Source organism: Nonomuraea sp. NPDC049269, from assembly GCF_043197155.1.
In the GTDB taxonomy this organism is placed as follows: domain Bacteria; phylum Actinomycetota; class Actinomycetes; order Streptosporangiales; family Streptosporangiaceae; genus Nonomuraea.
Genome location: NZ_JBICSO010000001.1, coordinates 85468 through 98498, shown reverse-complemented (window position 1 = coordinate 98498; position 13031 = coordinate 85468). Strand labels below are relative to the sequence as shown.

At 68.7% G+C, this 13031-nt stretch carries 12 protein-coding genes and 1 pseudogene; 4 read left to right on the top strand and 9 right to left on the bottom strand.

Annotated elements, in window-relative coordinates; translation table 11 throughout:
- Window positions 1-12 precede the first annotated feature (12 nt).
- Window positions 13-1164 carry an acyl-CoA dehydrogenase family protein gene (locus ACGFNP_RS00495; RefSeq protein ID WP_393313144.1) on the bottom strand — a complete coding sequence of 384 codons (1152 nt, stop codon included), beginning with the start codon at window positions 1162-1164 and terminating at the stop codon, window positions 13-15.
- 103 nt (window positions 1165-1267) lie between these two features.
- Here ACGFNP_RS00495 and ACGFNP_RS00490 point away from each other — a divergent pair, with 103 nt between their 5' ends.
- Window positions 1268-1939, top strand: a complete 672-nt coding sequence (locus ACGFNP_RS00490; RefSeq protein ID WP_393313141.1) for a TetR/AcrR family transcriptional regulator — start codon at window positions 1268-1270, stop codon at window positions 1937-1939.
- A gap of 1 nt (window position 1940) precedes the next feature.
- On the opposite strand, the gene ACGFNP_RS00485 is transcribed toward ACGFNP_RS00490, so the two are convergent.
- Genes ACGFNP_RS00485 through ACGFNP_RS00475 form a run of 3 tightly spaced genes read right to left on the bottom strand, consistent with a single transcriptional unit; the run spans window position 1941 to window position 4935 of the window.
- Entirely contained in the window at window positions 1941-2705 is a 765-nt protein-coding gene (locus ACGFNP_RS00485; protein WP_393313138.1) for a crotonase/enoyl-CoA hydratase family protein, read from the bottom strand.
- Between the two features lie 26 nt (window positions 2706-2731).
- Complete coding sequence (locus tag ACGFNP_RS00480; protein WP_358333343.1) at window positions 2732-3574, bottom strand: 3-hydroxyacyl-CoA dehydrogenase family protein; 843 nt, start codon at window positions 3572-3574, stop codon at window positions 2732-2734.
- A gap of 32 nt (window positions 3575-3606) precedes the next feature.
- Window positions 3607-4935, bottom strand: a complete 1329-nt coding sequence (locus tag ACGFNP_RS00475) for an amino acid permease (RefSeq protein WP_393313135.1) — start codon at window positions 4933-4935, stop codon at window positions 3607-3609.
- Window positions 4936-5500: 565 nt separating this feature from the next.
- On the opposite strand from ACGFNP_RS00475, the gene ACGFNP_RS00470 reads away from it, so the two are divergent.
- Window positions 5501-6346 carry a M20 family metallopeptidase gene (locus ACGFNP_RS00470; RefSeq protein ID WP_393313132.1) on the top strand — a complete coding sequence of 282 codons (846 nt, stop codon included), beginning with the start codon at window positions 5501-5503 and terminating at the stop codon, window positions 6344-6346.
- A gap of 86 nt (window positions 6347-6432) precedes the next feature.
- Entirely contained in the window at window positions 6433-7326 is an 894-nt protein-coding gene (locus tag ACGFNP_RS00465) for a hypothetical protein (RefSeq protein ID WP_393313129.1), read from the top strand.
- On the opposite strand, the gene ACGFNP_RS00460 is transcribed toward ACGFNP_RS00465, so the two are convergent.
- The 4 genes from ACGFNP_RS00460 to ACGFNP_RS00445 all read right to left on the bottom strand — a co-directional run bounded on the left by ACGFNP_RS00460 (window position 7304) and on the right by ACGFNP_RS00445 (window position 11207).
- A complete protein-coding gene (locus ACGFNP_RS00460) occupies window positions 7304-7963 on the bottom strand; it encodes a TetR/AcrR family transcriptional regulator (protein WP_358333354.1) in 660 nt (219 codons plus the stop codon). The two genes, ACGFNP_RS00465 and ACGFNP_RS00460, sit on opposite strands and share 23 nt — an antisense overlap.
- Window positions 7964-8031: 68 nt before the next feature.
- A complete protein-coding gene (locus ACGFNP_RS00455) occupies window positions 8032-8805 on the bottom strand; it encodes an SDR family NAD(P)-dependent oxidoreductase (RefSeq protein ID WP_393313126.1) in 774 nt (257 codons plus the stop codon).
- Window positions 8806-8841: 36 nt separating this feature from the next.
- Window positions 8842-10395: an AMP-binding protein gene (locus ACGFNP_RS00450; RefSeq protein ID WP_393313123.1), complete on the bottom strand. Its 1554-nt coding sequence runs from the start codon at window positions 10393-10395 to the stop codon at window positions 8842-8844.
- A gap of 8 nt (window positions 10396-10403) precedes the next feature.
- On the bottom strand, window positions 10404-11207 hold the full coding sequence (locus ACGFNP_RS00445; RefSeq protein WP_393313120.1) for an enoyl-CoA hydratase/isomerase family protein: 804 nt from the start codon (window positions 11205-11207) through the stop codon (window positions 10404-10406).
- Window positions 11208-11255: 48 nt separating this feature from the next.
- On the opposite strand from ACGFNP_RS00445, the gene ACGFNP_RS00440 reads away from it, so the two are divergent.
- Window positions 11256-12065, top strand: coding sequence for an enoyl-CoA hydratase/isomerase family protein (locus ACGFNP_RS00440; RefSeq protein WP_393313117.1), 810 nt, complete (start codon window positions 11256-11258; stop codon window positions 12063-12065).
- A gap of 194 nt (window positions 12066-12259) precedes the next feature.
- Here the strand turns inward: ACGFNP_RS00440 and ACGFNP_RS00435 are convergent.
- Window positions 12260-12496: pseudogene (locus ACGFNP_RS00435) on the bottom strand (hypothetical protein); the annotation flags it as partial.
- Window positions 12497-13031 lie beyond the last annotated feature (535 nt).

The following is a 13031-nucleotide window of genomic DNA, read 5'->3' as shown; positions in this document are numbered from 1 at the left end:
CCTTTCACCGGGTCAGGTGAAGGCGGCGACGCCCGTCAGGGCCCGGCCGATCAGTAGCTTGTGGACCTGGCTGGTGCCTTCGTAGAGGGTCATCACGCGGGCGTCACGCAGGTACTTGGAGACCGGGTATTCGTCGATGTAGCCATAGCCGCCGAAGACCTGGAGAGCGTCGTTCGTGGCGCGCACGGCCGCCTCGCTGGCGTACAGCTTCGCCATCGACGATTCCGTGGCGAACGGCAGGCCGCGGTCGATGTGGTCGGCGACCCGCCACACCAGCAGCCGGGCCGCGTCGACGTCCAGGGCGATGCCCGCGATCAGGTCCTGCACCAGTTGGTGGGCGGCGATGGGCTTGCCGAACTGCTCACGTTCCTTGGCGTACGCGACGGCGGCGTCCAGGCAGGCCTGCGCCAGGCCCACGCATCCGGCGGCGACGGACATCCGGCCCTTGGCCAGCGCCGCCATGGCGATGGAGAAGCCCTTGCTCTCCAGGCCCAGGACGGCCTGCCCCGGTACCCGCACGGCGTCGAAGATCAGCTCGGCGGTGGGCTGTCCGCGCAGGCCGAGCTTGCCGTGCAGTTCCCGGCGTTCGAGGCCGGGGGTGTCGGTGGGGACGAGGAAGGCGGTGATGCCCCGGTGGCCGGGCTCCCCGGTGCGGGCGAAGACCAGGGCGAGGTCCGCCCAGGTGCCGTTGGTGATGAACATCTTGGAGCCGTTGATCACCCAGTCCGTGCCGTCGCGCTCGGCTCTGGTGGTGAGCGCGGCCGCGTCGGATCCGCTGCCGGGCTCGGTCAGTGCGAAGCATCCCAGTGCCTGGCCGCTGGTGAGGGCGGGCAGCCATCGGTTCTTCTGGGCCTCATCGCCGTAGGTGTTGATCGACTTGGCGACGAGGCCCAGGGAGACGGACACGATTCCGCGGACCGCGGAGTCGCCCCGGCCGAGTTCCTCCAGCACCAGGGCATAGGCCAGATGATCGCCCGCTGAGCCGCCATACTCCTCGGGGATTGTCAGGCCGAGAAACCCGAGGTCGCCGAGCCGACCCACGATCGTCCGGTCGACGGATTCCGCGCGGTCCCAGTCACCGGAGTGGGGAGCGATCTCGCGGGCGACGAATTCGGCGGCGAGTTGTCGTACGGCGATCTGTTCCTCGGACAGTTCGAGGTTCATCCCGTCCTCCAAAACTAGCAGTGCAAGTTTTGATTGCATCGTAATCCAGGTAAATTAGCGGTGCAAGTTTTCAAGAATGGCTTCCAGGTGCAGGGAGAACGTTGTGGCGCGACCTCGTCAGCCGTTGCTGAGCCGGGAACGCATCGTGACCGCGGCTCTCGCCCTGGTCGACACCGAAGGGCTCGACGCCGCCTCCACGCGGCGGCTGGCCACCGAACTCGGGGTCAGCGGGCCGTCGCTCTACAACCACGTAGCCACCAAGGAAGAGCTGGTCGATTCCGTCGTGGACGCGGTGCTCAGCGAGGTCGACACGTCGATGTTCGCCCGGCTCGGCGGCGATGACCGTGACTGGCGTGCGGCCTTGGCGGCCTGGGCGGAGTCCTACCGGGCTACGCTGGCCGCGCATCCCAACATCGTCTCGGTGGTGGCTAAGGGCCCTGGACGGCGTCCTCATGCGCTGCAGATCGCTGACGCCGTCTTCGGGGGGCTGGTCGCGGCCGGGTGGCCGCGCCGTGAAGCCACCCGGGTGGGAGCGCTCATGCGGTATTTCGTCACGGGTTCGGCGCTCGGCTCCTTCGCCGGCGGGTTTCCCGATGACGCGAGCGTGTACGAGGGGAACTACGCGCACCTGGGGCAGGCGCATCTCCTCGCCGAGCGGCAGCAGGAGATCAACGAGAGCGCCTTCGCGGTCGGTCTTGAGTCCCTTCTAGACGGGCTTGAGCTGCGGTATCGGATGGTGACAGCAGGCGGTGACAAGTCGGAGCGGGTCACCTGAGTCACTCCCCCGTCCACGCCGGCGCCCGTTTCTCGGCGAAGGCGCGGGCGCCCTCCTGGGCGTCGTGCGAGGTGAAGATCGGGGCGATCAGCTCCCGCTGCCGGTCGAAGGCGACCTCCGCCGGCCACTCCCGTGACTCGACGAGCACCTGCTTGGTGACGCGGATCGCCAGCGGCCCGTTCGCGGCGATCGCGGCGGCGAGCCGCCGGGCCTGGGCCAGTGCTTCTCCCGGCGAGGTCAGCCGGTTGACGAGGCCGAGCGCGTGGGCCCGTTCCGCGGACAGGAAGTCGCCGGTCAGCGCCAGTTCCATGGCGACCTGGTACGGGATGCGTTCGGGGAGGCGCAGCAGGCCGCCGCCGGCCGCGACCAGCCCTCGACGTACCTCGGGGAGGCCGAACTGGGCGTTCTGGGCGGCCACCACGAGATCACTCGCCAGCACCAGCTCGCATCCGCCCGCCACGGCGTAGCCTTCGACGGCGGCGATGAGCGGTTTGCGCGGAGGCGCCTCGACCAGGCCCGCGAACCCACGTCCTGGCACGTAGGGGCGTTCTCCGTGCAGGAACGCCTTGAGGTCCATGCCAGCGCAGAAGACGTCTCCCACGCCGGTGATGATGCCGACTTTCAGGTCCTGGCGGGCATCGAGCTCGTCCATCGCGGCGGCGATGCCTTCGGCGACGGAGCTGTTGATGGCGTTGCGTGCCTTCGGGCGGTTGATGGTGATGACGGCGAGGCCGTCGGCGTACTCGGTGATCACTTCATCGCACATGGGTCCCCCATTCGGTTGGCGGCGGGTCATCGGCCGTTGGCTGCGCGGCTCGTCCAGGTGTAGAAGCCCTGTCCCGTTTTGCGGCCCAGGAGGCCGGCGGCGACCTTCTCGCGCAGCAGTCGCGGTGGCGCGAACCGGTCGCCCAACTCACCGGAGAGGTATTCGGCGATGGCGAGCCGCACGTCGAGTCCCACCAGGTCCGTCAGGCGTAGCGGGCCGATGGGGTGCCGGTAGCCCAGGACCATGGCGGTGTCGATGTCGTGCGGCTCCGCCACGCCCTCCTCCACCATGCGGATCGCCTCCAGGCCGAGCAGCACCCCGAGGCGGCTGGTGGCGAACCCGGGACTGTCGCGGACGACGACGGGGTGGCGTTGCCACGTCCGGCTCCAGCTCTTCGCCAGCTCCACGGTCCGCGGCGCTGTCCGCTCACCGGTGACGATCTCGACCAGGGCCGACTTGGCCACCGGGTTGAAGAAGTGCAGCCCGAGGAACCTGTCCGGGTCCTGGACGGCCTGTGCCAGTCGGCCGATGGCGATGGAGCTGGTGTTGGTGGCGAGGATCGCATGGGGCGCCACCCTGCCGGCTGCGGCGAGCACGTCCGCCTTCAGCTTCGCGTCCTCCGCCACGGCCTCGATGACAAGGTCCGCTTCCGGCGGGGTGCGCGAGAGGTTCGTGGTCGTTTCCAGCCGGGCGAGCGCGTCGGCGTCGTCCGGCCACTCTCGGCGGACCCGGTCGACCACCCGGCCTACGGCCGCCTGGTCGACCTCGACCACGGTCACGGTGCTGCCTGTGGCGGCCATGAGGCCGGCGATGCCGCACCCCATGGTGCCCCCGCCGATGATCGTCACGTGACGCGGGTGATTCGTCATGTCTCCTTCAAGTGTTTGGCTGAAACCACTGGTCACTGCGCCTCATCGGGCGTGAGGACGGACGCGGCCCCGGGCCGGAACAGCCGCCGGACGAGGTAGATCACCGCGATCGCGGCGGGCGCGACCAGTCCGAGACCGAGCTGGCCACGCGTTTCGGGCAGGACGACCATACTGACGGCGACCGCCACCAGGAGCCCCAGCGTGAACCAGCTCAGATACGGATGACCCCACATCCTGACGCGCAGTTCTCCGCCCTCCTGCTCGACCAGCCTGCGCAGCCGTAGCTGAGAGATCGCGATCATGGCGTAGATGAGCAAGGCGACACTGCCTGCGGCGTTGAGCAGGAACGCGAACACCGCCTCGGGGGCGAGGTAGGCCACCGCGACCGCCAGCCAGCCGGCCAGCGTGCTGAGCACGATCGCGCGGATCGGCGTGCCGCGGGCCGTGGTCCTGGCCATGGAGCGCGGCGCCTCACCTTGAGCAGTGAGGGCGAACAGCATGCGGGACGCGGTGTAGATGCCGGCGTTGAGCACCGACAGCACGGCGGTCAGCACGACGAGCTGCATGGCGACGGCCGCCCCTGGAACGCCGAGCCGCTCCAGGAGGGCGACGAACGGGCTCTCGCCTGGCTTGATCTCGGCATGTGGGATCAGCAACACGATGAGGCCGATCGAACCGACGTAGAAGATGATGACCCGCCACATCACGGTGGTGGCTGCCCTGGCGACTGCCCTGACCGGGTCGGTGGCCTCCGCGGCGGCGATGGTGACGATCTCCGCGCCGAAGTAGGAGAAGACCACCACGGTGATGGCGCTCAACACCCCGGCGGCGCCCGTCGGGGCAAGCGGGCCGTCGCCGATGGCCAGAATGTGCGCCGGCTGTCCGGGCAGCACGCCTAACAGCGCGGCGACCCCGATCGCCAGGAAGACCATGATCGCCGCCACCTTGACGGCGGCGAACCAGAACTCGGCCTCCGCGAATCCGCGTGCGGAGAGCAGGTTGACCACGCTCATCACGCCCATGACGGCGGCGGAGATGGCCCAGAGCGGAATGTGCGGAAGGAACTCGCCGATGATCTCCGCTCCGGCCACGGCCTCGAAGGCCACGACGACGACCCAGAAGTACCAGTACGTCCAGCCGATGATGAACCCGGCCCCGCTCCCCAAGGCGAGCCGGGCGTAGTCCGAGAACGAGCCGACCGAGGGCCGTGCGGCGGCCATCTCGGCGAGCATGCGCATCACCAGGAGGAGGATCACTCCGCCCGCCGCGTAGGCGAGCGGAGCAAGCAGACCCGCTGTGTGGATGACGGCGCCGGAACCGACGAACAGCCCTGCCCCGATGACGCCCCCCAGCGCGATCATGGAGAGATGTCGAGGTCGCAGGGATCGCCGCAGCGCCTGTGGGGGATTCGAGTCGTTGTGGTGCGGCAAGGGTTCGCCTCCGGTACGGCCGACTGCAGATGGGGAAAACGCGGGCGTGGGGAGCCTCGGCGCGCGATGAGAGGGCCGCAGCTGCCCGGTGCTTGAGGCGGCAGCCTAATTGATTCGATCGATCGATACAATACGTTGCCAAGATCCGGACATAGGAGTGTGTTCATGGCCGTCCCAAACTCCGAGGAATTGGCCCGCTGCGTCGAACAGATCGATCGCGACCGACTGACGAAGACCCTCTGCGAGCTCATCGAACAACCGAGTGTGAACCCCTTCGGCGAAGCGCCGAAGGGCGCAGAGGAGGGGGAGCAGCGAGTAGCGGCCTACCTTCGCGATCGGCTCGCCGAACTTGGTTGGACGTGCGACGTCGACGAGTACGCCCCCGGCCGCTACAACGCGCTGGCACGGTTTCCCGGCGCCTCGGCGGGCAGAGCGCTGATGTTCGCCGGCCATATGGACACGGTGGAGACGACGGGTTACCCGCAGGCGCTCACCGGTGTCGTCCGCGATGGCAGGGTTTCACGGCCGGGGGGCGTGCGACATGAAGGCCGCGCTCGCCTGCTATCTGGAGGTCGCCGAGGTCCTGGCCGAGCGGTCGATCAGTCTCGCCGGAGATCTGCTGATCGCGGGCGTGGGCGATGAGGAGTACCGCCAGGAAGGCGCCAAGGCGCTCGGCGCGACCAGGCCCAGGGCCGACGCGGTGATCATCGGTGAGCCGACGGAGCTGACGCTCTGCCTGGCCACCAAGGGGCTCGCGGCCTACGACCTGCAGGTCACGGGGCTGGCCACGCACGGGAGTGTCCCCCAGCACGGCGCCAACGCCATCCTCACGGCGGCCCGGCTGCTGGGTGGCTTCGACGACTACCAGCGCACGCTCGACCGGCGACGGCATCCGCTGCTGGGCCCCGCGACGGTGAACGTCGGCGTCATCGAGGGCGGCACGAAGCCGAACATCGTGCCCTCCGGATGCCGCGTCCAGTTCAGTCGTCGCCTGCTTCCGGGTGAGAGCCCCGCTGACGTCTCTGTCGAGCTGGCCGCGGTCCTGGAGCCGGGCACGTGGTCGATCGGCGAGGCGTGGTGGACGGTCGACGCCTACGAACTGCCCGACGGCCACTGGCTGGCCGAGGCGCTGCACACGGCGGCCCGGCTCAGCGGCGTCCCCGACTGCGAGCCGCACGGGTTCCCCGCCAGTTCCGATGCGGCGTACTTCGGCTCGCCGGTGGCGTTGTTCGGCCCCGGCTCGCTGGCCCAGGCGCACAGCCTCGACGAGTGGGTGTCCGTCGACGACATGGTCACGGCCACGGCCGTCTACCTCCGTACCGCCTTCCTGGCCGCTGGATGAGGAGAGAACCATGTGATTGCGCTTCATCCTGGCCGCAGTGCCGTTCGTGCTCATCCTGGACCTCGGTCGTCAAGGACATCCTGATCGTGGTCGTGGTCGGGTTCCTCGGCATCTACCTGCCGCTGCACTACTTCGGCAGCATCGGTGACCTGTTCGCGGCGGTCGAGGCGGCGCGTCCCCAATTCGCCACACTGCACACGGACAACCTGGGCGTCTCCTGGTACATCTCGACGGTGGTGATCTCCACCCTCGGCTTCTACATGTGGCCGCACCTGTTCGCCGCCACGTTCTCGGCGCGCAAGGAGTCGACGTTCAAGAAGAACGCCGTCGTCTTCCCGCTGTACCAGCTGTTCCTGCTGTTCGTGTTCTTCGTCGGCTTCGCGGCTGTGCTGGCCGTGCCCGGACTGCCGGCCGGACAGACCGACCTGTCGCTGCTGCGGCTGGCCAAGGAGTCGCTGCCGCCCGTGGTCATCGGTCTGGTGGGCGCGGGCGGGCTGCTGGCGGCGCTGGTGCCCGGCGCGATGCTGCTGAACACCACGTCCGCGTTGATCGCCAACAACGTGTACAAGCCGCTTCGGCCAGGAGCCGACATCCGCAGGGCGGCTCAGCTCGCGGTGCCCTGCGTGGGAGCGGTGACGATCTACCTCGCGCTGAACGACGGTGCGGCGATCGTGAACCTGCTGCTGCTGGCGTACGCGCTGGTCACCCAGCTCACCCCCGCGCTCCTGCTCAGCCTGCTGCGCAGGAACCCGGTCAACCACTGGGGCGCCAGCGCCGGGATGCTGGCCGGGACCGGAGCCATCGCCTACCTGACCGTGAACGGCCTGACCGCGGCCGACGTGGCGCCGTTCCTGCCGCCCGTGCTGCAACAGCTGAACGTGGGGGTGCTGGCGCTGGTCATCAACCTCGCCGTGCTCGCCCTGGTCACCCTCGCCACCAACCGGCGTGCTCCCGCGATCAGCTCACCAGGAACCGCGTAGGTTCGCCGATCTCCAGGTCCACGCGCCGCACGGGGCGACCCCCGCGTGCGGCGCGAACCATGGCCAGGCCCCCGTCGGCGTAACTGTGGCACAGCTCCGGCAGGGTGAGGTCGCCGCTGGGCTGGAACCAGTGGGACACCGCGGTGCACATCTCCAGCAGGCCGATGGTCAGCGCCTTGGGATGCGAGACGGTGAACACACCCTCGGCGACGCCTTCTTCCACCGTGGTCCGCCACACGTTCTCGTAGGAGTCACGCAGGCCCACCACACGGTCGCGACGCTCACCGGACAGCGCCCGGATCTCGGTGTCGCTGACGATCTTCGCCAGCCGGTCGGTGACGTGCTCCCACACATGCTGCTCGATCAGCATCGCCAGGCGCCGGCAGGGTGTCTCCATCGCCTGATACGCCTGGTCGGCGGCTTGTTTGAGCGGGGCGGTGCTGGTGAACATGATGTCCACCAGCAGGTCGTCCTTGCTGCCGAAGTGGTGGTAGAGCGAGGACAGGGTGACGCCGGCCTGTGTGGCGATGTCACGGATGCCCGTGCCGTGGAACCCTCGCTCGGCGAAGAGGCTGATGGCTGCCGAGCGGATACGACGGGGCGTTTCCGCTGCATCGGCGGCGCGCGGGCGCGGCATCGTTCGGCTCCTACCTGACGAGACCATCTCGTGTGACTGAACCTACCGGATTGCGATCACTGCTGCCGTCACCCGGCCATCGTCAGGCCGCCGCTGACGGACAGGATCTGGCCGGTGACATGTGCCGGGGACGCGGCGAAGAAGGTGACCGCCTCGGCGATCTCCTCAGGCTGGGCGAGGCGCCTGTCGGGGGTGGCGCGGACGATCGCGTCCATGGTGGCCGCAGCGCGCTCGTCCTGCTTGATCTCTTCGAGCAGGGGGGTGTCGGTGGGGCCCGGGCACACGCAGTTGACGGCGATGCCGTGGCGGGCGGTCTCCCTGGCGATGGACTTGGTGAAGGCGATCGTGCCGCCCTTGCACGCGGCGTACACCGCCTCGCCGGAGGAGCCGACGCGTCCGGCGTCACTGGCCACGTTGACGATGCGGCCGCCGCCGCGTGCGACGAGCCGTGGAAGGGCCAGGTGGGTGGCGTTGAACACGCCCTTCAAGTTGATGTGGATGAGCTTGTCCCACAGCGGCGGCTCGGTGTCGGCGAATCGCTTCACGTGATCCCAGCCGGCGTTGTTGACCAGGATGTCCAGGCCGTTCAGCCGTGTGCAGGCCTCCTCCACGGCCTCGTTCATGGACGCGTGGTCGCCGACGTCGGCGGTCAGCGCGAAAACGTTGGGCACCTCGTCGGCGAGCGCCTGCGCGGCTGCGGCGTCGAGGTCGATGACGGCGACGGCGGCACCCGAAGCGGCCAGTCTGCGAACGATCGCGGCGCCGATGCCCTTCGCGCCGCCGGTCACGATCGCCGTGGCGTTGCCGAGAGCGGGGGGGTTGAGAGGAGAGGTGTTGGTCATCATGGAAGCCTTGTCGTTGGTGGTGGAAAGCGGTGGTCAGTCGTGCGTTTCGCGGTCGAAGGTGTGGGGGCCGGTTCCGCGTGACTTGAGCACGCGCTTTTCGATCTTCTCGGTCGGTGTCTTGGGCAGCGGGCCGGTGAACTCGACGTAGCGCGGCAGCATGTGGTGGGGTAGCCGGTCGCCGCAGTAGGAGAGCAGGGTCCGGGTGTCCAGGCTCTCGCCCGGCCGAAGGGACACGACCGCCATCACGTCCTCTTCTGTGAGATCGCTCGGCACGCCGAACGCCGCCACTTCCAGTACGGCGGGATGCCGGCTGATCACCGCCTCGATGTCCAGGGCGGAGATGTTCTCCCCGCGTCGGCGGATCACGTCCGCGCCCCGGCCGACGAAGTAGAAGTAGCCGTCGTCGTCCCGGCGGGCGAGATCTCCGGTGTGGAACCACAGGTCGCGCCACGCCTGGACGGTGACCTCGGGCATGCCGAGGTACTCGTTCAGGATCACGTGCGACTCAAGGGGCCGGATGCAGATCTCCCCCACCTCGCCGGTCGGCAGCTCGAATCCGTCGGGATCCAGAACCTTGACGTCGAACGGGTGGACGGGACGTCCGCACGCCCCAGGGCGACGTGCCTCACCTGGGCGGTTGTACAGCACGATCCCGGTGTCGCTGAGGCCGTACACCTCGACGAGTTCGACGCCGAACCTGCGCTCGAAGTCACCTGCCCACTCCGGAAGCGGGACGCCCCAGCCGAGCCGGGCGGGGTTGTCCGCGTCGTCGGCTGCGGGCTCCTGCTTGTACAGCATGGTCAGCGTCGCGCCCATGAAGTCGAAGACGGTCGCCTGGAAGCGGCGCACCTGGTCCCAGAACCGCCGCACCGAGAAGCGCTCCACCAGTGCCGCGGTCGCGCCGAGCAGGAACGCGGGGGCGACGGTGAAAATCGCGGCATCGGCGTGGAACAGCGGGAAGGGGCAGAACAGCACGTCGTCGGCGGTCAGACCGAGCTGCTCGGAGAAGACCTCCGCCTGCCGGAGCACGTACCGGTGCGGCAGCACACAGGCCTTCGAGCGGCCGGTGCTGCCGGAGGTGAACAGCAGAATGCTGGGGTCTCCCGGACGGGTGTCGTGACGGGGTGCAGAGGACGCGGGCGCCGTCAGGTCCTCCCAGCGCCGGAAGGAAGCGGCATCAGCGTAAGCATCGGCCTGGCCGCGGACGAAGACCGCGCGCAGGTTCACCTCGCTCAGCAGCGCTTCCCTCAGCGCCGGCAGGAACTGCTCATCGACGATCGCGACCTCGGCCCTGGACGTCCGCAGGGCGGCCGCGATCCCATCGCCCAGCAGCGCCGTGTTCACCGGCGCTGCCACGGCCCCGATCCGGCCCAGAGCCAGCCAGGAGATGACGAACTCGACGCAGTTCGGCAGGACGAGAGCCACGGTCTGCCCCGCGCACACACCGTTGTCCGCCAAGCCGGCGGCCACCGACTGGACCCGCGCGGCCAGTTGGCGGTAGGTGAGTGCGTCGTCCTCGACCCGCAGTGCCGGATGGTCGGGCTGGGTGCGGGCGTGCTGGTCGACGAGGTCGCTGAGGGTGCGCATGCCTTCGATCATGGCCGAGCCCCCCTTCGCACCCGGCGAGCCGCGAACTCGCGCAGGTTCGTCTCGGCCACGTCGGTGCGTCGCGCCTCTCCGACCGTGACCGCCTCGCGTTCCAGCGCACGCAGCAGATCCTCATGACTGCCGTCGCTGATCAACCGCCGGGTCAGTCGGACGGCCTGGGCCCGGCTCGCCAATTCCGCACCGAGTGCGACAGCCCGGTCGAGGACCTGGTCGCCGGGCAGGACCTCGGTGACCAGGCCAGCGGCCAGGGCCCACGTCGCGTCGTAGGTCCGTCCGGTGAGTAACATGTCGCGCGCACGTCCGTGCCCGACCAGGGACGGTAGCAGCACCGACGCCCCATTCGTGCACACCAGGCCCCAGGCCACCTCCGGGCAGGCGAATACGGCGTCCCGGCCGGCCATCCGCAGGTCGCAGGCCAGGGTCAGTTCCAGGCCGCCGCCCATCGCCGCGCCGTTGATCGCGGCGATACTCGGCTTGTCGGAGGTGAGCAGCACTCTCGTGACGCGTTGCAGCCCCTCGATGGTCTCGTCGAAAGTCTCGGCGTCGGTGCTGGCCGCCTCCGACAGATCGTCGCCCGAGCAGAACGCCGAGCCCGTACCGGTGAGCACGATGGCTGCCGTCTGGTCGTGCCCGTCCGCCTCGACGAGTGCATCGATGAGGTCGCACAACATCTGGTGGGACAGCGCGTTGCGCCTTTCTGGCCGGTTCAGCGTCACCACCGACACCGGCCCTCGATGGTGGAGCAGCACTCGTCGGGCGTGGCTGTCAGCGGCTGGGGTTGGGGATTCCATTGACACGAATGTATTGTATCGATCGATCGATACTATGCAAGGAGGATCATGGACGGGTATCCGGAATACCAGCGGCTGGACCTGAGCTGGGTCTCGGAAGGTGTCCTGCGGATCACCATCAACAACCCCCGCCGCGCCAACGCTCTCGATGCGGTGGGCCACGGGGAGATCACCCGCGTCTGGCGCGACGCCGAGGCCGACCCGCGGGTGCGCGCCGTCCTGGTGACCGGGGCGGGCCGCACGTTCAGCGCGGGCGGGGACCTCGACTGGGTCCGCAACCTGGCCGAGGACCCGCAGGCCCGGACCGCTGGGCTCCGCGAAGCTCGTGAACTCGTGACCAACCTCATCGAGTTCACCAAACCAGTGGTGTCGGCGGTACGCGGGGCGGCGGTTGGAGCGGGACTCGTCGTGGCCCTGCTCGCTGACGTCTCCGTGGTCGCCAAGGACGCCCGGCTGATCGACGGCCACACAAAACTGGGCGTCGCCGCCGGTGACCACGCGGTCCTCGTCTGGCCGCTGCTGTGCGGACTGGCCAAGGCCAAGTACTACCTGCTCACGTGTGACCCGCTGGACGGCGCGGAAGCTGAGCGCATCGGCCTGGTCTCACTCGCGGTGGACGATAGCGAGGTGCTCGACAAGGCCACCGACGTCGCCATCCGGCTCGCGGGCGGTGCTCCCACCGCGTTGCGCTGGACCAAACAGGCGCTCAATTCCTGGTTGCGAACTGCCACCCCGCATTTCGACGCTGCTTTGGCGCTCGAATTCCTCGGGTTCGCCGGGTCGGAGGTGCAGGAAGGCATCGCCGCGCTCCAGGAGAAACGTCTCCCCGTGTTCCAGCCGGGCTCTCGGTCGGCATGAGGCGGGTTCACGGTTGAGAGTGGAGAGGTGGGGTGATCGCCGTTCGGGGGCTGAAGGCGAGCAATTGCACGCGAAGGTCGCCAGCGCTGGGAGCCTCGCCGCGCCTCCACCCCACGCCGGGCGAAACGATCACAGCTAACACTACGGGCCGCTGGTGCCCCGGCCTGGCTGGCATCGGCTAAGACGTGGGTGTCCACCGTGCGGACCGACAGCACGAGCCAGTCAGCGATCTCGGCGTTGGTAAGGCCCTGAGCGAGGAGGCCGACGACCTCCACCGGGTGTCCACGGGCATCAGCAACGAGAACTGGGTCCCCCTCCCTCCTCCGGCTTCGAGTCGATCGTCTCGCTGGTCGGAGACACACGCGCGAAGCACCGCTCGTGCGATCGCGCTGAGGGCCTGTCAGCGTAAATGGCGGTGGTAGGCCAGCCATCGGGTTGGGTGAGCTGCTTGCGGCAGTCATCAACAATGCTGGCCGTCATGCCGTCATGATCAAGGATCTGGCGGGGGGGCTAGGGGCACCAGCCGTTGTGTTGGCAAGTCGGCTCGGGGACAGGTCCGGGGTCTGCTCTTCTTCGAGCAGCCGGGCCAGCACGAAATCGGCGAGGGCACCGGCGCTCATGGGTCTAGATCCAAAGCCCCCTGAGCCGTGCTACCGGACGGAACATCTACCAACAACCGTCGTACCTGCTCGTGCGACATCCCCGCATGCTGACCGATCCGACGCAACCCCCAGCCTTCCCCCCGCGCGTCCGCCATCGCTGCCCTCGACGCCTCGCGACCACGCTGTCCAGCATCACCCGCAACTCTGCGAGCCGCCGCAACCTGATCGCCGGAGCCAACCCAACCAGCTCGGCACAGAACCGCTCAACATCCGACCGGATGAACGCGACACCCTCGAACTCCGCCATCCAGCAAGACTGACCTGGTCAACCCACTGGCGGCTGATTAACAAATGTGACAGTAAC